Below are 20,516 nucleotides of genomic sequence, written 5' to 3'. Positions count from 1 at the left end.
AGGAGTTATTATGCAAAAAATAGTCGTTATTTTATTCTCTATCATTCCTACCTTGTCTTATGCAGATCCTTTTTATGCGGATAATGAAAATAATGAAAAAGAACAAGAGCAGGTAGCCAATACTGAAGCAAACCAAGATACAAAAAAACAATGGGAAATGCCCGCTTGTTTAAAAGATAAAAACACAGAACCCGTTTATCTTTCTATACCTTTTAATGACCTAAAATTTATTGGTGTATTACAGCAACAAAATACTTTTACTGCATTATTTTCAGATAAAGAAAACCGCATTACTGCCCTAAAAGAAAATCAATTAATTCTTGATGATGCCATTCAAATAGAAAAGATCAATTTGAAAAAAGTTGATTATATTAACTGGAAAAATAGCAATAACTGTATTCAACCAAATAGAATAACGATTAGAATGTAGGAGAAACTATGAAAATTTTTTGGATACTCTTATTTATCTCTTTACCTATTAGTGCAGAAAATATATCACTTAGGTTAAAAGACGCACCTATAAAAGAAACACTAACCTTTATGGCAAATGAATTAGATAAAAATATTGCCATCGAAAATGATATTAATCATAATATTACTTTACGCATTGAAAATAGTGATTTTGACAAAATACTTAATAGTATAAGTAAAATAAATCAGTTGCACATTAAAAAAGAAGATAGCATTTACTTTATTACTCATAAAAATGAAAACTTAGCTATTCCTTCTATTACGGATCATAATATCGAGAATAATCGCCCAATCTTACCCAAACTAACGACCAAAAGCATTAAACTCTATTATGCCAAAGCATCTGAAGTCATTGATTCTATTACTAAAGGTGCAGGAAATCTATTATCTGAGAATGGTTATCTTCATTTTGATGATCGCAGTAACCGCATCATTATTAAAGACACACTTTCTTCTATTAAAAATATCACACAACTTATTAAACAGCTTGATGCTCCGACTGAACAAATTGCGATTGAAGCCAGAATTGTGACCATCAGTAGTGAAAATCTTAAAGAATTGGGGGTTAGATGGGGAATGTTTTCTCCAGCCGACAACCATCATAAATTTGCAGGTTCATTAGAAGGAAACAATTTAGCCACCAATAACTTAAATGTAAATTTTCCTGTCAGTAATGCCGCATCTGCCGTACTACAAGTTGCAACGATCAATAGTCGAATGTTAGATCTTGAATTAACCGCTTTAGAGCGAGAAAATAGTATTGAAATCATTGCAAGCCCACGCTTACTCACGACAAATAAGAAAGGAGCAAGTATTAAACAAGGTACTGAAATTCCTTATGCGATTTATGATAAGAAGTCAGAAACGACTGACGTAGAATTTAAAGAAGCGGTATTAGGGCTTGAAGTTACCCCTCATCTTTCTGAGCATAATCAAGTCTTGTTAGATATGGTTGTTACCCAAAATGCACCTAATACTCAAAATGGTTTCAGTGCTTTAACCACAATAGATAAACAAGAGTTAAAAACGCAAGTCTTTGCTAAAGATGGTGAAACCATTGTACTTGGTGGGGTATTCCAACATTTAATCACTAAAGGCGAAGATAAAGTACCCGTATTAGGCAGTATTCCTGTTCTTAAACATCTCTTTAGCCAAAGTAGAGATAAAATATCTAAACGAGAATTGGTTATTTTTGTTACGCCACACATTATAAAATCACCACCAATTCAGTTAGATAATAAGAAATCTAAACAAAAATAATAGGGAATATGCTAGAATGCTCGGCTATTTTGAATAACGAGCCAATAAGGTAAAAAGCCTAAGCAAGCGGTATGTTATTCAAACCATTTTACACATTATATTCCTGAGGTTTTATGAAAGTTTCCCCACGCCGTAGAGCAAGAGAATGTGCTGTACAAGCCCTTTACTCTTGGTATATTTCACAAAATAGTATTGAACAAGTTGAATTAGCTTTTGTTACTGATCAAGATATGAATGGCGTGGATATGCCATATTTCCGTAAATTATTGCGTGGAACAGTAGAAAATATTGATGCAATTGATCACTCACTCCGTCCTTATTTAGATCGTGCGGAAAATGAAGTGGATCCAATCGAACGCACTATCTTGCGTTTGTCTGGCTATGAATTACAGTTTGAATTAGATGTACCTTACAAAGTTGTGATCAATGAAGGAATTGAAGTTGCTAAAGTATTTGGCTCTGATGATAGCCATAAATATGTTAATGGTATTTTAGATAAATTAGCTCCTGCATTGGGTCGCAAATAGAGTGATAAAATGGGCGAGTTTGATCTGATTAAGCAGTATTTTATCCGCAATAAGCGGTTAGATCGTACAGATGTTTTACTTGCTATTGGCGATGATTGTGCGGTAACACAAGTTCCTGCTCATCATCGTCTTGCAATAACCACAGATACTCTCGTCTGCGACACGCATTTTTTGGCTGATATTTGCCCTGCCGATTTAGCTTATAAAGCGATTGCCGTTAATTTAAGTGACTTAGCCGCAATGGGTGCAACACCACGTTGGGTTTCTCTTGCCCTAACACTCCCTAAGTGCGATCACCACTGGCTATCCCTTTTTAGCCAAGGGCTATTCCAAATTCTTGATGAATATGATGTCGAACTAATCGGTGGTGATACGACTAAAGGGCATCTATCATTAACCATTACCGCACAAGGTTTTATTCCACAACAACAAGGCTTATTTCGTCATCAAGCCAAGGTAAATGATTTAATCTATGCTTCGGGTTATTTGGGCGATAGTGCCGCAGGTTTGGATTTATTACTAAATCCAAAATCATCTGAATTTAATTCAGCACAACACTATTTACTTCAACGTCATTTAAAACCCACACCTCGTGTTACGTTAGGTAAGTTATTATTAGATTACAGCCAATGTGCGATTGATATTTCTGATGGCCTACTTGCCGATCTCTCACACATATTAAGCCATAGCCAATGCAGTGCGGAGATTGAAGTGGATAAACTACCGCTATCACAAGCAATACAAACGGAATATTCTCATTCCCAAGCAATCAACTTCGCCTTAACAGGTGGGGAAGATTATGAACTCTGTTTTACTATTCCTGAAAATAAACAAATAGATTTTGAGAATATGCTAAAAGTACAACAGTTAAATTGTTACTGTATCGGTAAAATAACTTCTCAATCAGCAGAGAATATTCGTTTACTCAATCAAGGTAAGACAATTCCTTTACCTAAGCAGATAGGCTTTGACCATTTTCGTTAATTATGAACATCAACTTAAAAAATCCTATTCATTTTCTTGCCGTTGGTTTCGGTTCCGGATTAATTAAACCTGCACCAGGTACTTGGGGCTCGCTCGTTGGGCTACTACTTGCAATTTTTTTATGGTATCTCACCGCTTCCCCTTTATTTTTTGTCGTATTATCAAGCATATCCTTTATTTTAGGTTGCTATCTTTGTGAAAAAACAAGCCAAGATCTTGGCGTACACGATGATGGGCGGATTGTGTGGGACGAGATTGTTGCGATTTTCTGCTTATTTATCTGTTTACCCGAATATAATTGGATCTACTATATTTTAACGTTTTTATTCTTTCGTCTATTTGATATTATCAAGCCTTACCCTATCCGCTATTTTGATCAACAATTAAAAGGCGGCCTAGGTATTATGTTTGACGACATTCTAGCAGCAATTTATAGTTTAATTTCACTCTATCTCATTTATTGGGTTTTCTAATATGTGGACAATATTCATCGTACAGTTAGTAGGCTTAATCAGCCCTGGACCAGATTTCTTCTATGTTAGCCGCAAAGCAATGAGCGATACCCGTAAAAATGCACTACTTGCCGCAATTGGAATCAGCATTGGTGTCGCTTTTTGGTCTCTATTAGTCCTTTTTGGATTAGCCTTTTTGAACAAAACCTTACCATCATTTCAATACATTTTAATGCTCTTTGGCGGTAGCTATTTAGCTTATAACGGTATCAAAATGGTACAAATTACTAAAAATGCCAAATTAGCCAATGACAAAACCAGCCATAGTAAGAGTTCTGCTTGGAAAGAAATTCTAGGTGGTTTGATGATCAATCTCGCCAATCCCAAAATTGTCGTCTTTTTTAGTAGTGTACTCGCAGGTTATGTATCAAATTTAGCTCAACTCAGCGATATTCTTTTAGTCTTGCTTATATTAGTTGGGAGTGCTTTGGTGTATTTTTTTATTGTCGCTATTCTTTTTTCACATCAGAAAATCCGACAATTCTATGCTAAATATAACCATTATTTAGACAATATTGCGGGAGTAGTTTTTATACTGTTCGGGATACGTTTGATTTACGAAAGTATCAGTATTTGGTTTGCAATTTAAGAGTTAGGGAGAATAAATTAATAAACAAATTTTTCTCCCTAAAAATTAACTATTTATATTCCATATATCCCTAATATTCTTTTTCAAAGAATAAATTCAATTGATGCTTATCAAATGAGAAAAATTCAGGAATATTTGAATCAATTTTTTGATATCGGTAATTTAATTTAGGTATTATACCCCATAAATTCCATTCTTTTTTCCATATAGTTGCTGAAAAATTCCATTCAGTATCTTTACGTTTTTTCGCAACAAAAAGATCATTACCTTTGAAATAGCGTTTCGCTACTTGTAATGTTACTTGGGTAGAAAATAAATTTTTTATTTGAGATGATGCACCAAATCTTAATGAATATCTATTTGAACTATCTCTTTTTTGTTGTGTATTTTCAAATAATATATCTGAACCTAAATATAGAACTGTTTTAGGTGAAAGTCGATGAACGAGTGTTCCAGAATATAACTGTTTATTTCGTTTTAGATTACTATTTTTATAACTCGTCTGGGCAAATTCAGAGCTGGTAGAAAATTGCCATTGATTAGATAATCTTCTATCAAATTCCAAACGAACACCACTTTCATTACTATATTGCTTTTGAGCATACCATCTTTTTTCATAATAAGGTAAAAACGCAAGTCGCCTATTAGAATCTTGATATTGATATCCCAAATAAAATGTATTATTGATATCATTATACTTTTTATTATTCCAATAATATTTTCCATCCAATTCATTTTCGATATATAAATTATGATTGTTGGTAATATTATGAATTTTACTTACGTTTAGATGATATTGTATTCCTTCTGCTTTTTGTGGTAGTGAGGATTCTGTTTTCTTAAATTTTGTTGAACCAATATAGATATAAGGTTCTGATGATGCATTATTGATATTGTCATCTTTAATATAACTAAATTTAACATTTAAATTTATATCTTGTCTTTCTTTAATCGAATTTTGATATAAATAAATTTGATTATTGACAAAGACTGGAAGATTTTTGTTTTTTAATTGATTAAATTGTTCGTTTGCATTATGTAATTGACTATCTTCAAATAACCACTGAGCAAGTTTAAATCTTACCTTATCTAAGTAAGGATGTTTTTCTAAAAGGTTAGCATATAATTGAATCGCTTTTTTGTATTCTTGAATGGAGTGTAAATAAGCACCTTGAGCATAATCAACGAGAATAAGATCTCGTTGTGGATGTTTTCTATACATCTCTATAAGTTTAGGAATTAGCACTTCCTGTCTTTGATCAATGGCTAAATTTAGAAAATGCGAAATTAAATTAGGATTATCTGCCAATTGTTCATCATTGATTTCCGTTGAATAATCTTCTTTATTCTCCGAAATAGTTGCAGATAATTCTGTGAGTTTAGGTATAGCCACTTTTAATTCCCTATCAATAGCTGTATTCGGGTGCTGAGCTAAAATAGAGGTTGGTAATAAATAAATTAAAGGTAAATAATATTTAATGTTCATTTTTTGTAATAAAATATCCCTTTATTCTTTATTCAGAATAAAGGGAATATGCTTAGAATCTAATTTCACCACCAATAATATAGGTGCGGCCACGAGCATAATTTGTATAAGTATAAGCTTCTCCGCCTCTACCATCGCCTACAAATTGTGAGCGTGTTGCATTTTGACTATTTAGTGGGTCAATATAAAGTGAATTAAATAGATTTTGAACACTTGCTCTTAAGCTGAAATTTTTATTGATTTCATAGTTAGCATAAATATCCACAATCATTGGGTTTTGCGGTATCGTTTGAGTTTCTATTTTATCATTCGTACCTGCATTAATACCTTTTGGACTAATTCTTTTCACTTTTTGAGTGTATTTAATAATACTACCCAGTGTTAATTTCTTATCTAATAGTCTAGCGCCAAGGTCTAAAGTCGCATAGTGTTTTGGTAATTCATAAATATCACCAAAACCAAAGCCATCATTAGAGCTTTGTACGCCGATTGGCTGTGATGTTTTTTCATAGCTATAAGATAATCGTCCAAAGTATTTTCCACTATCGTAATTTAATTCCAATTCCACACCGCTTGTTTTAACAGGTTTAAGGGAATTAATAGATACTTGAGAATGGAAACTACCACTGCCAACATCATTTATATCTTGTGTAAATTGCCCTGAATTAGAAATATAAAATGATTCAGAGGTAATAAAGTCTTTAATTTTACTACGATAGTAAAGTAGCTTTATACCTAATTTATCTGTATCTGTAAGCCAATTATGTTTGAAGGTATTAAAACCAATCTGATAGGTTTGTGCTTTTTCTGGGCGTAAGAATGGGTTCATTGAGCCACCACTCTCATTATTGAAAAAGACCTCTTGGATATTGGGCATTCGAGTACTACGGCTATAACTGATAAATGGATTAAACCATTCATTAATATCAGCAGATAACATCAAGGATGGATCAACATAGTAATTGACCATATTGATGTTATAAGCACCTTGAGGGAAACACGGAATAGTATATTCTCCAACAGTGCCACAAGCAGGTTTAAAACCTTTAAAATTGGAGTAAGTGTAGGTTAATCCACCATCTAAAGTATAAAGAGATTTTTTCCACTGAGTATTAAGATAAACGCTTGCAATTCCTTGTTTTCCAGTAGGGGCAAAAGGAGTGTAATCAAAATTATCTTGATTCTTGCCTTTTGCTTTTCGGGTGTATTTGTTATTGAAGTAACTTGTTCCTAAAGTTGCTGTCAATTCACTGTTCCAAAAATTAAAGTTGCTCGTATTTTTTAAATCAACATAGTCAGATTTATTGATTGTAGAGGCATCCGTTAATTCCCATAAAGCAGATTCCTGATCATATTTTTGATTGTTTTTGGTACTTGAAACTAATAGCTCTAGATCGATTAAATCAGAATCTGGTGTGTAGTGGTAATTTAGACTGTAATTTTTATTTTGAATATCCCTTCCACCAATATTGCTGTGGTAATCCCTTGCAGAAAGTAAAATTCGGTGTTGATCAGTAGGTAATAGCTCAATTTTAGCTAACCAAGATTCAGGGCGTTGATCCATTCTTTTGGCATAAGCATTTTCTTTCGCATATTTACCATCACCACGTTTATAATTTGAACCTATTTTGCGTTGGCTATAAGCAAATAATCCGCCTACACTTCCTGTGGAGCTAAATGCATTCGTTTTACCTGCAAGAGCTAACATTCCGTTATAGCCTAAAGCATTGGTACCATAACTAAATTTAGAGCGAATACCGATTTTATTTCCTTTGAAAATAACATCATCGACATCAAGCGTTTTAAATGAGGCACTTCCTGCTAGAGCATTTACCCCTTGAGAGCCAGTTGAAAAACCTTTATTGATGCTCACTTCGGTTAAAAAATTTGGATCAATCATTGTTCCGTGTTGGCTGCTTGGTGGTAGCCCACCATCTTCATCGTGGAAACGGCGATCACCATTAGCGGATGTACCAAAAAAGGTTTGTGGCACACCATCAACTACGGTATTAACTCTACCAAGCCCAGCCATTCCACGAATATTAACAGTAACAGTACCTTGCACAGGGTCAATATTCGTATAAGTACCAGGTAAAGCACGTACAACACTGTCTAAAGATTGAAGTTGCTTTTCTTCACCTCGAATTGCAATTCCCCCTGCTTTAGTAAAGGCTTTGTCTGCTTTTTGATCACCGACTTGCCCCGATACATTAATTTCATCAATTAACACTGGCGATGTGTCTGCTATTGCTGGGGTAATCCCCAGCAATGCATAGCTAACAAGTAATGAAAGTTTATTGAGTTTCATTATTTCTGTACCTCTGTTGCACCAAAGCTAATGAAATTTTCACCACTTTCTATTTTCCCTACGACTTCTTGTGCCTCAGGGCCAGCAAAAACACCAGAATATCCACCTGTTGTAACAGATTCACCATTAAGAGCTTTAAATTCTAGGCCTTTATCTTCACTCTTAAACCCAATAACACCATTAGCAATTTTAATATCAGCAGGAAGTAATCTAACACCTAGAGTCCTATGTTGTTCTTCACGTTCTGCCATTTTCGCCTCTGATATCAGAGTGGTATAGCCTTCATCCACTTCTTTAGGGTCTGTAGTAAATCCTTTCCAACCAGCACCTTCATATTGAGCTCTACCACGTAGTAATTCGTCATTACGGTTAGTAATTTCACCACTGATTTTCATTGTTGAAAAATCCGCATTAAGTGTAATGTCCCCTAATGTAAAGTGATTATTTTCACGTTTTTGGTTACCGATAGTGTGGCCTTTATAAGTTGCTTTTACTTTTCGATCTAAAATCGCTTTGTCCGCTTTTGTTGGCACGGCAATATAAGCCGTAGGAGCATCAAGAGCTTTCACTACTTTACCATCTTCATCTGAGGAGGTAAAAGGAGCTTCTGCTTTGAAACTAAGATACGATGAGTACGTTTGATTTACAAAATGCGTTCTCATTACTGTTTGACCTGCCCCATTTTTGATAGCCAAACTTTGTAGCTTATGTGGATTAATTTCGGCTTTGGTTAAAAATGAAGGATCATAATCGGTCTCGTTTTGATTTTTACGCAAGTCCCTCGCTACGCCATTATCGGAATAACGTAAATCACCATCAATATAGGCAGCAGAACCTTCCTGAGACATTTTACCACTAGTTCCTAATGGATTATCCGCACTGGTTTCAGATGACGGTAAAAAGGCAGTAAGCTGACGCCATTTTACTGTTTTAGTTTTATCTAAAGCATACTCAATATCGTTTCTATTTGCATTATTGAGCGAAGCGTTTTCGCTTTTCTCTTTATCCTGATTATCAGGAGCAATATCTATCTTCGGACTTTCAGCCACAGGTGTTGATTTATTACTTCCACCAGAGCAAGCTGTTAATGAAGTTGCAAGAATAATGAATGCAATTGGGGTAAGTTTAAGTTTCATATAGCCTCCTAGAGCTTTTATTGTCGATAATTATCGTAATCAAAATTAATCGGAATATTGATTGATATTTTGTTGTTTTGCAGTAAATCAGCAGGTGGCTGTGGTAAAGGCGAAGAGCGTTTAGCGTTATCAATTGCTTCACGATCAAAACTTTCTTTACCACTGCTACTAATTACCGTAGAACTCAGTACATTTCCTTTACTATCTAATATAATTTGAATGACGGGTTTTCCTTTCCAACGTTTGCGTAGTGCTTGTTCTGGGTAGCGTAAACGTTTTTCTAAATGGCTTTTTACTAAGGCTTTCCAATTAATTTCTAAACTTGTTCCTCGGCTACTGCTATTAAAATTTGAAGCAATCTTATTACTGTTTCCCGAAGGGGGGGCGGTTGCAACATTACTCCCTGCGGGTGATTCTTTATCTGCAACAGGCAAGGTTTTCTTCTCTTTAGGTTGTTTTTTAGCTTCTCTATGTTTATTAGGTTTAGGCTCTTTTTTTACTTTCTCAATAGCTTTGGGTTTATCTTTTTCTGGCTTTACTGTTTTTGTTTCTTTTTGCTGTTTTACTACAATTTCAGGCTCTACTTCTGGTGGAGTCGGTTCTTCAATAACAAGCTCTTCTTCTATTTCAGGCTCTGCTTTAGATTCTGCTGGCTCTTCTATTGTGGTTTCCGTAGAAATTTGTTGTGTTGGACCAACAGGTAGCTCGCTACTAATCACAATAGATTGTGGCGGATCTGAAAAATCAACAATAACAGCGGAAGCAACAAGCTCATTTATCGTGATTTCTTTTTTATAAAAATAGTAGTAACCGAATAGTAAATGAAACAGAATGGATAATATAAAAGCACTGAACCATTTAATAATGGGTTTCTGATAAAATGAAAACATAAAACTCTTATTTTTAATTTGTTTGGTTTATTCCCATTAAACCTACTTTTAAATATCCTGATAGGCGTAATTGGCTCATTAGTTGCATTACTAAATCATATTTAACTTCTTTATCAATACGGAAAAATATGACTGTTTCTTTATTACCTTGAGTTGCAATTTCTAATTTCTCATTGATATTTTCAAAACTAATCAATTCATTCGATAAATAAAGCTGATTATCTGCATTTAAGCTTAAAATGATTGGTGTACCTTCATTTTTCTGCTCATTAGCTGAGCTTGCTGGCAAATTAATAGGAATATTAACTGTTGCTAAAGGAATTGTTGCCATAAAGATAATAAGTAATACCAACATTACATCAATAAAAGGGGTAACATTAATTTCACTCATTTCTTGTTGCTCATCATCATTATTTAATTTCATCGCCATTTTATTTTCCTTGTATAGATTGAGAAATTTCACGGCGAATAACGAGCTGTAAAATAGCACTTGAATAAGCAAGTTGATCACTATAATGCTGAATATATCGGATAAATAGGTTATAAATAATAACCGCAGGAATAGCGGCTACCAGACCTAATGCTGTTGCAAATAAGGCTTCTGCAATACCAGGTGCGACAGCATAGAGATCAGTTGTATGCGTTTGTGCAATACCAATAAAGCTATTCATAATGCCCCATACCGTACCAAATAAGCCAATGAAAGGAGCGACAGATCCAATGGTTGCAAGTGGGCTAATACCGTAACGCATTTTTTGGCTCATCTGTTTTATTTTATGGAGTAAGCGATATTCAATTCGCTCAATTAAATCACGATCATAATAGTTGTCAGACGAATGAATTTCTTGTTCAATTTCATTAACCAGCTCATTTAATTTGTTTTTGTTTATTAGATTTTTCTTTATTTCAATAAAAGACTGGTTTGGACTAATAAGTGTGATTGACTTTTTAATTTTTGCTAATGCAGAAACAACTTGAGCAGTTTTAAATATAAAAATCGTCCAAGTAATAATGGAGCAGATAATTAAAATCCAAATAACTGCTTTTACTACAATATGTGCATTTTCATATAATGTTTGTGGAGAAAGATCTAACGGTAATGTTGCTGTTGGTACAGTATTAGCAACACTATTTAAACTAAACAATAAACTTAAAATAAAAAATAATGATTTAAAATTCATTTAATTATCCTTATTCAGAAAGTATCCAAACATAATCACTATCTGCTTGGGTATATGTATGATTTTTATCTGATAATAAAATCGTAGTAAATTTTTGATTAGGTGATAAATCAGCTAAATGTTTTGGAACGCCATATTGGCGGTTGATATGATGATTGCCTGCAATCAATATATTTGGTGTATGGCTTTTCAATAGTTTTTCAGCCATTCGGCGATCTCTGAATTGCTGAACTTCTACCATTTTTTGAATATGTGGCTCATTTGCATCACATTCGCATTGATGGCTATGAATAATAATGTCGGCGAGTTGTTGCTTTACTTTTTTATCCGTAGAAACATATCCTTTGAGTGGCTCTGCTCCTCGCAATAATTGAGAAACTTCATCTTTGGTTAGGTTTGTTGCAACTAAAGCGTACTGGTGTTCAAATGGGTGCTGAACAATATCCTGATAAAGATCCCATTGCCAACTCGCTTGCCAGTTCAAAGAAGCGGTAAGATTTGAACGATATTTTGCAAAATCCATTGCGATACGATCGACTAAAGGCTGTTGATCTACCCTTAGCATTTCTAACAGCAACGCACCTTGTTTACGTTTTTGGTTAAGTTGATCAATTAGCCAATATTGTGCTTGGTGATGAGAGAGATTATCGTGTTTTTCTCCGACTAGTAGATGTTGCTGAGAAGCAACACTCTCTAGCCATTGAACAGGCGTAAATGTTTGCCCCGTTTTTAAATCAACAATTTTACCTAATTTGTCAGCATTAACTTCTTTTACGGATTGTTGGCAACCCATAATAAATAAGCTACAACTCACTAATAACAAGAATTTTTTTACCCACATAATATTTTACAAAATAAAATGATAATAGTTATCAATTATATTTCTTTTGCGAGCTTATGCAAGTTTTTATAAGTTTTTATTCTAATAATTGTGCATTTTTATCGCTTAAACGCTACTTGGGGCTTATTAGTGGCATAGTGAGGGTGAATAGCAATATCGGCTTTGTACCATTGTTGAATAGCGTTTTCGGTAAGAATTTCTTCTGGGCTACCTTGTGCTTGGATCTTTTGTTCGGCAAGTAATATTATGTGATCGCCATATAACGAGGCTAAATTGAGATCGTGCAGAATGCAACAAACCGTTAACCCTTTCTGATCACAAAGTTCTCGCATTAAACGTAAACACTGCTGTTGGTGGTGTAAATCGAAAGCAGATGTAGGCTCGTCTAAAAAGAGTAGTTTTCCCGACATATCTTCTTGCCATAATTGTAATAACGCTCGAGCAAGTTGTGTACGTTGTTGTTCACCACCTGAAAGCTGCCGATAAGATTTATTGAGCAATACTTGGCAATCTGTTTTAGCGATGACTTCGGGAAGATATTGTTCAATCTCTTTTGCTCGGCGGTGGTAGCCTCCCATTCTAATCACTTCTTCAACAGAAAATGGGAAGTTTAACTGGCTGTGCTGACGCATTACAGCACGTTGTTGGGCTAATTCCATTGGGGAATAATCATTCAGATTTTTTTGTTGGAAAATGCACTGCCCAGTGTTTGTCGTGAGATAACCTGAAAGTAAACGCATTAGCGTTGATTTCCCAGCACCATTTGGGCCTATCAACATAGTGATTGTGCCTTGTTTAAGTTCTAGGTTGATATTTTGTAATAAGGTTTTACCTTGGATTTCAAAGCCTATATTTTCGGCAAAGAACAAGCGGTCAGATTTAGGGGAAAATTTGCAACTCATTTTGTTCCCTCACGATAGCGAATAACAAGCCAAAGAAAATAAGGTGCACCGATAAAGCTAGTTATCATTCCAACAGGTAATTCAGCAGGAGAAACCATTGTTCTTGCTAAGGTATCAGCAACAAGCAGTAGAATAGCACCACAGAGTGCAGAGGCTGGTAAAACCCAACGATGATCCGCACCAAATTTAAAACGAACTAAATGGGGAATGACTAAGCCGATAAAGCCAATCGCACCGCTAACCGCAACAGCTGATCCTACTAATAACGCACCAAGTAAAATCAGTTGTTTTTTCAGACGAATTACATTTACCCCAAGATAATGAGCTTCTTCATCACCAAGTTGCAGTAAGTTTAGTTTATTCGCGAGCGTGAGAGCATAACAAGCGGTCAGTAAAATAACACAACTTGCAATAATAACAGGCTCCCATTGTGCTTGCCCAAGACTACCCATTGTCCATAGACTAAATTGGCGTAATTGTTGATCATTACTAATATAGGTGAGGATACCAACGATAGAGAAACAAAGAGCATTTACTGCAATTCCTGCAAGCAGTAATTTACTCACTGACGCTTGTGAGCGATAGCTAAGAAAGTAAATTAAACTTGAAACAATAACACTGCCAATAAATGCCGCAATCATTGTGCTATATAACCCTAGAGCGCTAGGCAGCAAATTCGGTAACATAATGGAAATGCCCACCGCTAACGCTGCACCACTATTTACGCCGATTAAAGCAGGATCTGCCATCGGATTATGGAATAACCCCTGAAAAAGCGTTCCAGAAACAGCAAGTGCTAATCCCACAACAATGGCTAACAGAATGCGTGGCACTCGAATGTTTAGCCAAATTTGCCACTGGCTGTCGTCAATATTAGCGTGCCATAAATCGTGCCAAGTGAGCGATAATGCCCCGATATTTGAAGCAATTAACATTGTTAGCAATAGCAGTATTGCTAATGCGATAAGCCAACGGGATTTGTTCATTACTGGCTAGCCTTTTCAACTGCTTGACGCATTTTGTGTAATTCTTGTGGAATCGTTAAACCAAAGGCTAAAAAAGCAATATCATCAACGACAACAACTTGTTTTTTCTTACCTGCTGTTGTGTGAGCAATACCAGGTAATTCCCAAAGTTTATCAACTGAGCCAAGGCTATCGACACCTAATGATGTCAGTACGATTAAATCCGGATTAGCCGCAATAACGCCTTCTTGTGAAATCGGTACAAAACGAGCCGCATTGCCCATTGCATTTTTTGCACCAACTAGTTTGATTGCACTATCTGCAACGGTATCAGCCCCTGCAACCATTTGATTGTGTCCTGAACGAGTTAGAATAAAGAGTACTTTTACATTGCGTGGTGAACTATCCACCATTTTCATCTCATTGGTAAATTTTTCACTTAAAGTTGCCGCTTCTGGTTGCTTATTGAGTAATTCGCCAATACGAGTAATTTTTTCTACTACACTTTCAACGGAATATTTAAAAGGAACTTGCTCAACAGTTACGCCAGCGGCTTTTAACTGTTCAAATACAACAGCAGGTTGTGCTACTTGAGTGGCAATAATTTTATTTGGTTTTAGGGCTAAAATCCCTTCAGTATTGAGCTGACGCATATAACCCACATCGGGCAGACTTTTGGCTCTTTCAGGAATAACACTGGTACTATCACGTCCAACGAGTTGCTGTTCTGCATTTAACGCATAAATAATCTCAGTAACATCACCGCCAATACTGACAATACGTTCTTGGGCTATTAAGTTTGTACTGAATAGTGTGATGGAAGCGGTAAGATAAGCGAATAATTTTGCAAGTTTCATCGAAAATTCCTAATCAAAGTAAAATAATTTCCGTATTTTACAGATATGATAACAATTCTCAATAAAATTATAGTGAGATTATTTTCTGCAATGGATTGTCGAGAGAGTAGGAAATCGTTAGAATTCCACACTGTTTTTTTATGAGGAAATGACTATGTCAAAATCAAACAAATATCGTTATTTAGCGATACTGGGTGCTATTTTAGCGGTTGGCTTAATGGCTTCAGCCTTTATTTTAGGGCATCAATTTAAAAATTTTTAGCAAACGGGTGTGATAACTGTAAAAGGATTAGCAGAAGCAGAGCATAAAGCCACTTTAGGTACTTGGTCTATCTATGTCAGAGCTTGGGGGCGTGATTATGCTGAAGCGATGAAAAATAACCAACAAAGCTTAAATGTCGCAGTAAAATTTTTAAAAGAGCAAGGATTTACTGAGCAAGATAGAGCCATTACCGATCTTTCTGTTATTGCCCATACTGAATACTATACTGATGAATTTGGGAAAGAACGTTCTCGTCATAATGGATTTGTGGCATCACGAGCTATCACTATTTCAACCAAAGAATTGTCAAAATTACAACAGGCTTTAGCACAAATTCAGAATTTGCGTGCTGAAAATCAGAACATTGATTTTTCTAGCCCAAACTATTATTTGGAAAATTTAGAAACGATTAAGCGTGATTTAATTGCCAAAGCAACACAAGATGCTTATGTGCGTGCAGAAGAATTTGCCAAAACCAGTAATGTGAAAGTCGGGTTATTAAAATCAGCATCACAAGGATCATTTGATATTCAATCAACTTCACCAACGAGTGAAGATACAAGCGATTATGGTGGCGGTTATGATACAAGTACAATAGATAAAAAAGTACGCCTTGTGGTTACGATTCAATACGCTATCAATTAACATTTTAGAAGCGGTGGTTTTTGCTAAAAATTTTGCAAATCTCACCGCTTGTTATGAAAATCATAGAAGGAAATATAATGTCGTTAGATCTGTCTGAAATTCGTCAGCAAATTACCCAAATCGATCGTGATTTACTCAAATTATTATCAGAGCGTCATCGCCTTGCCTTTGATGTGGTAAGAAGTAAAGAGATCACGCAGAAACCATTGCGTGATGTTGAGCGTGAGAAACAATTATTACAAGAGTTGGTGAATTTTGCTCAAGCAGAAAATTATCAGCTAGATCCGCAATATGTTACTCAGATTTTCCAACGAATTATCGAAGATTCTGTATTAACTCAGCAGAATTATTTGCAAAATAAACTCAATGAAATCAAAGAGAGTAGTATTTCAGTCGCATTTTTAGGAATGCGAGGTTCTTATTCACATTTAGCCTCTCGTCAATTTTTAAAGCACGTTTCTGAATCTTTAATTGAATTAAGTTGTGAATCATTTAATCAAGTCTTTCAAAAAGTGGAAAAAGGTGAGGCAGATTACGGTATTTTGCCATTAGAAAATACCACATCAGGATCGATTAACGAGGTTTATGATCTATTACAGCATACAGATCTGACATTAGTTGGAGAATTAGCCTATCCGATCAAACACTGTGTATTAGGTAATGGTAATATCGATCTCGCTCAAATTGATACGATCTATACACATCCGCAACCTGCTCAGCAATGTAGCCTGTTTTTACAAGGACTTGATAAAGTACATATCAAATATTGTGAAAGTAGCTCACACGCAATGCAGTTAGTGGCTCGTTTGAATAAACGTAACATTGCGGCACTGGGTAATGAAGATGGTGGGAAATTATATGGTTTAAATGTAGTTGAAACAGATATTGCCAACCAAAAGAATAACATTACTCGTTTTATTGTCGTTGCTAAAGAACCTGTCAAGGTTTCGCCACAAGTCCAAACTAAAACGCTATTGTTGATGACTACTGGTCAAGAAGCTGGAGCATTAGTTGATGCCTTAACGGTTTTCAAAAAACACGATATTCGAATGACCAAACTAGAGTCTCGCCCAATTTATGGTAAGCCTTGGGAAGAGATGTTCTATGTCGAATTAGAAGCAAATATCCATTCGGCACAAACGCAACAGGCTTTAAATGAGCTAGAAACTGTAACCAGTTATTTAAAAGTATTAGGCTGCTATCCAAGCGAAATTATTGAGCCAGTAAAAATCTAAGGTATTACATCGCAAACACCTAAATCGTTTTAATGCCTTTTGTATGGGCAAAACAATTTACGGTTATGCTTGGTGGCAAAATAATACGTTTTTATTTTACCAGTTATCGTTGAGTAAGATACAAGGGGCTAATGTAATTAGCCCCTACGAGTAAATACTCACGAATATAGATAGGTTTTGTTGGTAACAACGCAATATCTAGTAACCGTAGGGGCAAATCACATTTGCCCCTAAAACTTACAATATATCTCTATTTCGTTATGTTTAAGCCCAATTCTCACAGTACTCGCAGTCGCCCTCGTCATACATTTAAGACAAAAAATAGCCGCCGCCCTACGCCTAAGCTAGTCGATACGGTTTTGATTTTGTTTAATAAACCCTATGATGTGCTCACACAATTTACTGATGAACAACAACGCCAAACGCTCAAAGATTTTATTCATATCCCAGATGTTTACCCTGTTGGACGATTGGATCGAGATAGTGAGGGTCTATTGTTACTGACAAATAATGGTGAAATTCAGCATCGTCTTGCTCACCCTAAATTTGATAAAGAGAAAACCTATTGGGTACAAGTAGAAGGGATTCCACAAGAAAATGATCTGCTTAAATTACGCCAAGGTGTTGAGCTGAAAGATGGTAAAACTAAACCTGCTAAAGTTAAAATTATCAATGATCCCGAACTAAATTGGGCAACCGCCCCTAAAATTCGTGAGCGTAAAACGATCCCTACAAGCTGGTTGGAATTAACCATTAGTGAGGGGAGAAATCGCCAAGTTCGCCGTATGACCGCACATATTGGTTTTCCAACATTACGCTTAATTCGAGTAGCAATTGGGCAATTACAGCTTGGGGAGCTATCTGCTGGGGAGATGCGAAGGCTAACTGAAGATGAACGTAATAAACTTATTCGTCAGATGGGTTTAAATCTTAAATAAGCGGGCTTTTTTGGCAAAAATTTTGCAAATAACAAAGCATTTTTGACTTAAACAGAGTAAACTAATGTCAATTTTTAGTAATGAGGATATGTCTATGGCAATTTTAGTAACTGGTGGGGCAGGTTATATTGGCTCACATACCGTTGTAGAATTATTAAATCAAGGAAAAGAGATTGTTGTTTTAGATAATCTATCAAATTCTTCTCCAATTTCTTTAGAACGTGTAAAGCAGATTACGGGGAAATCGGTGTCGTTCTATCAGGGTGATATTTTAGATCGTGAAATTCTACGCAAAATTTTTGCAGAGCATCAGATCGATGCTGTGATCCATTTCGCAGGCTTAAAAGCAGTGGGTGAAAGTGTACAGAAACCATTGCATTATTATCAAAATAACGTTACAGGTTCGATTGTATTAGTCGAAGAAATGTTGAAAGCAAATGTGAATACCATTGTATTTAGCTCATCAGCAACGGTATATGGCGATCCTGAAATTATTCCTATTACTGAGTCTTGTGCGGTAGGCGGTACAACCAACCCTTACGGGACATCAAAATATATGGTTGAGCGTATTTTGGAAGATACCGTAAAAGCCTACCCACAATTAAGTGCAGTTGTACTACGCTATTTTAATCCTGTGGGGGCTCATTCAAGCGGTTTGATTGGCGAAGATCCAAATGGTATCCCAAACAATTTATTGCCTTATATTAGCCAAGTTGCCGTTGGGAAATTGCCACAGCTTTCCGTATTTGGTAGTGATTATGAAACTCACGATGGCACAGGTGTGCGTGATTATATCCACGTGGTTGATTTAGCCGTAGGGCATTTAAAAGCACTTGAAAAACACCACAATGATGCAGGTTTCCACGTCTATAATTTAGGAACAGGGACAGGCTATTCGGTGTTAGATATGGTTAAGGCGTTTGAACAAGCGAATGATATCAATGTACCGTATAAACTTGTTGATCGTCGTCCTGGAGATATTGCTGTATGTTATTCCAACCCAGAAAAAGCGTTAAAAGAGCTGGGATGGAAAACGCAATATGATCTAACCCAGATGATGAAAGATACTTGGAATTGGCAAAAAAATAACCCGAATGGGTATAAGGGGGCATAAATGTCCGAGATGGCAAAACCGTCAATTTGGCGGCAAATTTTTAGTTATAAAATGCTACTCTGTGTCTTTACAGGGTTTACATCAGGGCTACCACTCTATTTTTTATATCAACTGATTCCCGCGTGGCTACGTTCAGAACAAGTTGATTTAAAAACTATTGGTTTTTTTGCTCTTGTCGGTTTGCCATATACTTGGAAGTTTTTAGTTGCCCCGTTATTTGACCGATACTACCCGAACTTTTTAGGTCGCCGCCGTAGCTGGATGCTCTTTACCCAAGTTATCTTATTTGGCTTAATTGCTTGTTTTGGTTTCTTTAATCCAACTCAAGATATTCAAGCGGTAATGGCACTATCTGTTGCAGTTGCCGCAACTTCCGCTGTTCAAGATATTGTTGTTGATGCGTATCGCCGAGAAATTCTAAGTGATGAGGAACTCGGCTTAGGTAACTCAATTCATATCAATGGCTACCGTATTGCAGGGTTAATTCCTGGTGGCTTGGCATTGATTATTTCCGATCATTATGCGTGGGAAACGGTGTTTATGTTTACGGCACTATTTATGATACCAGGAATGATTTTGAGCTTATTTTTGAGTAAAGAGCCTAAAATTTTACAAGACAATCGTCATTTACCTTTCCACGAAGCCTTTATTATTCCATTTAAAGAATTTTTCCAACGTAAAGGTATTTGGGCGGCGGTTGGTACGCTGATCTTTATGTTGCTGTATAATCTTGGGGATTCTTTTGCGGCTACTTTACAAAGTGCTTTTATTTTAGATATGGGATTTAGCCGTACAGATTTAGGTACAGCAGTGAAAATCAATGGCTTATGGGCATCTATTGTGGCTGGTATGATCGGCGGAGTAATGATGCTGCGTATCGGCGTAAACCGCTCCCTTTGGATCTTTGGAGTGTTCCAAATGTTAATGTTGCTTGGCTTTGCTTGGTTAGCAAGTCACGGTAAATTTGAAACGATTGGAGCTTATGAGCGTTTTGCACTTTCTGCGGTAATTATTGGTGAATATATTGGTATCGGATTAGGTACAGCGTGCTTTGTAGCATATATTTCACGCGAAACAAATCCACTTTATACCGCAACGCAATTTGCTATTTTTACGAGTTTGACCGCAATTCCGAGCAAATTGATTGGAGCGACATCAGGGGCATTAGCTGAAAGTGTTGGGTTTTACCAGTTCTATTGGATCTGTTTCTTTATGGCAATTCCAGGAATGCTCTGTTTATTCTGGGTTGCACCTTGGAATGCAAAAGAAAAGTCGGCATAACAAGCGGTTAGATTTTAGAAAAGTTTTGCAAAATTTATTTTGTCAGATTATTGACAAAGTCTTTTTTCATTCGGACGCCAGCGTGGCGTCCCTACAAGGAAAGTTATAACCAATTGAAAAATAACAGATTTT

21 protein-coding genes are annotated in these 20,516 nt (G+C 35.9%); 11 read left to right on the top strand and 10 right to left on the bottom strand.

Features of this window, described 5'->3' with window-relative positions:
• The first annotated feature begins 10 nt into the window (after positions 1-10).
• The 6 genes from A1D25_RS09775 to A1D25_RS09750 all read left to right on the top strand — a co-directional run bounded on the left by A1D25_RS09775 (position 11) and on the right by A1D25_RS09750 (position 4,343).
• On the top strand, positions 11-430 hold the full coding sequence (locus A1D25_RS09775) for a hypothetical protein (protein ID WP_157395488.1): 420 nt from the start codon (positions 11-13) through the stop codon (positions 428-430).
• A gap of 8 nt (positions 431-438) precedes the next feature.
• Positions 439-1,731, top strand: a complete 1,293-nt coding sequence (gene pilQ, locus A1D25_RS09770) for a type IV pilus secretin PilQ (protein WP_157395487.1) — start codon at positions 439-441, stop codon at positions 1,729-1,731.
• 113 nt (positions 1,732-1,844) lie between these two features.
• Positions 1,845-2,258 (top strand): transcription antitermination factor NusB, encoded by a 414-nt coding sequence (gene nusB, locus A1D25_RS09765; RefSeq protein ID WP_157395486.1) that lies wholly within the window; start codon positions 1,845-1,847, stop codon positions 2,256-2,258.
• A 9-nt stretch (positions 2,259-2,267) separates the two neighbouring features.
• Positions 2,268-3,242, top strand: coding sequence for a thiamine-phosphate kinase (gene thiL / locus A1D25_RS09760; protein ID WP_157395485.1), 975 nt, complete (start codon positions 2,268-2,270; stop codon positions 3,240-3,242).
• Entirely contained in the window at positions 3,242-3,715 is a 474-nt protein-coding gene (locus tag A1D25_RS09755) for a phosphatidylglycerophosphatase A family protein (protein ID WP_157395559.1), read from the top strand. The genes thiL and A1D25_RS09755 overlap by 1 nt, the downstream gene beginning before the upstream one ends.
• A 1-nt stretch (position 3,716) precedes the next feature.
• Positions 3,717-4,343 carry a LysE family transporter gene (locus A1D25_RS09750; RefSeq protein WP_157395484.1) on the top strand — a complete coding sequence of 209 codons (627 nt, stop codon included), beginning with the start codon at positions 3,717-3,719 and terminating at the stop codon, positions 4,341-4,343.
• A 70-nt stretch (positions 4,344-4,413) separates the two neighbouring features.
• Here the strand turns inward: A1D25_RS09750 and A1D25_RS09745 are convergent, their stop codons facing one another.
• The 10 genes from A1D25_RS09745 to A1D25_RS09700 all read right to left on the bottom strand — a co-directional run bounded on the left by A1D25_RS09745 (position 4,414) and on the right by A1D25_RS09700 (position 14,909).
• On the bottom strand, positions 4,414-5,829 hold the full coding sequence (locus A1D25_RS09745) for a surface lipoprotein assembly modifier (protein WP_157395483.1): 1,416 nt from the start codon (positions 5,827-5,829) through the stop codon (positions 4,414-4,416).
• A gap of 52 nt (positions 5,830-5,881) precedes the next feature.
• Positions 5,882-8,137 (bottom strand): TonB-dependent receptor domain-containing protein, encoded by a 2,256-nt coding sequence (locus A1D25_RS09740; RefSeq protein ID WP_157395482.1) that lies wholly within the window; start codon positions 8,135-8,137, stop codon positions 5,882-5,884.
• Positions 8,137-9,273: a HupA family protein gene (locus A1D25_RS09735; RefSeq protein WP_157395481.1), complete on the bottom strand. Its 1,137-nt coding sequence runs from the start codon at positions 9,271-9,273 to the stop codon at positions 8,137-8,139. The genes A1D25_RS09740 and A1D25_RS09735 overlap by 1 nt, the downstream gene beginning before the upstream one ends.
• A gap of 17 nt (positions 9,274-9,290) precedes the next feature.
• On the bottom strand, positions 9,291-10,163 hold the full coding sequence (tolA, locus tag A1D25_RS09730; protein ID WP_157395480.1) for a cell envelope integrity protein TolA: 873 nt from the start codon (positions 10,161-10,163) through the stop codon (positions 9,291-9,293).
• Positions 10,164-10,176: 13 nt separating this feature from the next.
• Entirely contained in the window at positions 10,177-10,593 is a 417-nt protein-coding gene (locus tag A1D25_RS09725) for a biopolymer transporter ExbD (protein ID WP_157395479.1), read from the bottom strand.
• A 1-nt stretch (position 10,594) separates the two neighbouring features.
• Positions 10,595-11,344, bottom strand: a complete 750-nt coding sequence (exbB, locus tag A1D25_RS09720) for a tonB-system energizer ExbB (protein ID WP_157395478.1) — start codon at positions 11,342-11,344, stop codon at positions 10,595-10,597.
• 10 nt (positions 11,345-11,354) lie between these two features.
• Positions 11,355-12,185: a ChaN family lipoprotein gene (locus A1D25_RS09715; protein WP_157395477.1), complete on the bottom strand. Its 831-nt coding sequence runs from the start codon at positions 12,183-12,185 to the stop codon at positions 11,355-11,357.
• Positions 12,186-12,283: 98 nt separating this feature from the next.
• Positions 12,284-13,087, bottom strand: coding sequence for a heme ABC transporter ATP-binding protein (locus A1D25_RS09710; protein WP_157395476.1), 804 nt, complete (start codon positions 13,085-13,087; stop codon positions 12,284-12,286).
• A complete protein-coding gene (locus A1D25_RS09705) occupies positions 13,084-14,073 on the bottom strand; it encodes a FecCD family ABC transporter permease (RefSeq protein WP_157395475.1) in 990 nt (329 codons plus the stop codon). Before A1D25_RS09705 ends, A1D25_RS09710 begins: the two co-directional genes overlap by 4 nt.
• Positions 14,073-14,909: a heme/hemin ABC transporter substrate-binding protein gene (locus A1D25_RS09700; RefSeq protein WP_157395474.1), complete on the bottom strand. Its 837-nt coding sequence runs from the start codon at positions 14,907-14,909 to the stop codon at positions 14,073-14,075. The genes A1D25_RS09705 and A1D25_RS09700 overlap by 1 nt, the downstream gene beginning before the upstream one ends.
• 271 nt (positions 14,910-15,180) lie before the next feature.
• Between A1D25_RS09700 and A1D25_RS09695 the strand changes: the two genes are divergently transcribed.
• The 5 genes from A1D25_RS09695 (at position 15,181) to A1D25_RS09675 (ending at position 20,384) form a co-directional block, all read left to right on the top strand.
• On the top strand, positions 15,181-15,816 hold the full coding sequence (locus tag A1D25_RS09695) for an SIMPL domain-containing protein (RefSeq protein WP_240327149.1): 636 nt from the start codon (positions 15,181-15,183) through the stop codon (positions 15,814-15,816).
• Between the two features lie 77 nt (positions 15,817-15,893).
• Positions 15,894-17,051 (top strand): chorismate mutase, encoded by a 1,158-nt coding sequence (locus A1D25_RS09690; protein WP_157395473.1) that lies wholly within the window; start codon positions 15,894-15,896, stop codon positions 17,049-17,051.
• Between the two features lie 260 nt (positions 17,052-17,311).
• The gene (locus A1D25_RS09685) at positions 17,312-17,989 is read left to right on the top strand and encodes a pseudouridine synthase (protein WP_157395472.1); all 678 of its coding nucleotides are present in this window, start codon (positions 17,312-17,314) and stop codon (positions 17,987-17,989) included.
• Between the two features lie 94 nt (positions 17,990-18,083).
• Positions 18,084-19,103, top strand: a complete 1,020-nt coding sequence (gene galE, locus A1D25_RS09680) for a UDP-glucose 4-epimerase GalE (RefSeq protein WP_157395471.1) — start codon at positions 18,084-18,086, stop codon at positions 19,101-19,103.
• Entirely contained in the window at positions 19,104-20,384 is a 1,281-nt protein-coding gene (locus A1D25_RS09675) for an AmpG family muropeptide MFS transporter (RefSeq protein WP_157395470.1), read from the top strand.
• Positions 20,385-20,516: the final 132 nt, after the last annotated feature.

It is taken from the genome of Ursidibacter arcticus, from assembly GCF_009761375.1.
Taxonomy (GTDB): Bacteria; Pseudomonadota; Gammaproteobacteria; order Enterobacterales; family Pasteurellaceae; genus Ursidibacter; species Ursidibacter arcticus.
The sequence above is the reverse complement of the archived record's forward strand: the minus strand, read 5'-3'. Positions and strand labels throughout refer to the sequence as shown.

Coding starts and splice junctions, on each gene's coding strand:
- A1D25_RS09775 (WP_157395488.1), top strand. CDS start 11: ATGCAAAAAATAGTCGTTATTTTATTCTCTATCATTCCTACCTTGTCT.
- pilQ (WP_157395487.1), top strand. CDS start 439: ATGAAAATTTTTTGGATACTCTTATTTATCTCTTTACCTATTAGTGCA.
- nusB (WP_157395486.1), top strand. CDS start 1,845: ATGAAAGTTTCCCCACGCCGTAGAGCAAGAGAATGTGCTGTACAAGCC.
- thiL (WP_157395485.1), top strand. CDS start 2,268: ATGGGCGAGTTTGATCTGATTAAGCAGTATTTTATCCGCAATAAGCGG.
- A1D25_RS09750 (WP_157395484.1), top strand. CDS start 3,717: ATGTGGACAATATTCATCGTACAGTTAGTAGGCTTAATCAGCCCTGGA.
- A1D25_RS09745 (WP_157395483.1), bottom strand. CDS start 5,829: ATGAACATTAAATATTATTTACCTTTAATTTATTTATTACCAACCTCT.
- A1D25_RS09740 (WP_157395482.1), bottom strand. CDS start 8,137: ATGAAACTCAATAAACTTTCATTACTTGTTAGCTATGCATTGCTGGGG.
- A1D25_RS09735 (WP_157395481.1), bottom strand. CDS start 9,273: ATGAAACTTAAACTTACCCCAATTGCATTCATTATTCTTGCAACTTCA.
- tolA (WP_157395480.1), bottom strand. CDS start 10,163: ATGTTTTCATTTTATCAGAAACCCATTATTAAATGGTTCAGTGCTTTT.
- A1D25_RS09725 (WP_157395479.1), bottom strand. CDS start 10,593: ATGGCGATGAAATTAAATAATGATGATGAGCAACAAGAAATGAGTGAA.
- exbB (WP_157395478.1), bottom strand. CDS start 11,344: ATGAATTTTAAATCATTATTTTTTATTTTAAGTTTATTGTTTAGTTTA.
- A1D25_RS09715 (WP_157395477.1), bottom strand. CDS start 12,185: ATGTGGGTAAAAAAATTCTTGTTATTAGTGAGTTGTAGCTTATTTATT.
- A1D25_RS09710 (WP_157395476.1), bottom strand. CDS start 13,087: ATGAGTTGCAAATTTTCCCCTAAATCTGACCGCTTGTTCTTTGCCGAA.
- A1D25_RS09705 (WP_157395475.1), bottom strand. CDS start 14,073: ATGAACAAATCCCGTTGGCTTATCGCATTAGCAATACTGCTATTGCTA.
- A1D25_RS09700 (WP_157395474.1), bottom strand. CDS start 14,909: ATGAAACTTGCAAAATTATTCGCTTATCTTACCGCTTCCATCACACTA.
- A1D25_RS09690 (WP_157395473.1), top strand. CDS start 15,894: ATGTCGTTAGATCTGTCTGAAATTCGTCAGCAAATTACCCAAATCGAT.
- A1D25_RS09685 (WP_157395472.1), top strand. CDS start 17,312: ATGTTTAAGCCCAATTCTCACAGTACTCGCAGTCGCCCTCGTCATACA.
- galE (WP_157395471.1), top strand. CDS start 18,084: ATGGCAATTTTAGTAACTGGTGGGGCAGGTTATATTGGCTCACATACC.
- A1D25_RS09675 (WP_157395470.1), top strand. CDS start 19,104: ATGTCCGAGATGGCAAAACCGTCAATTTGGCGGCAAATTTTTAGTTAT.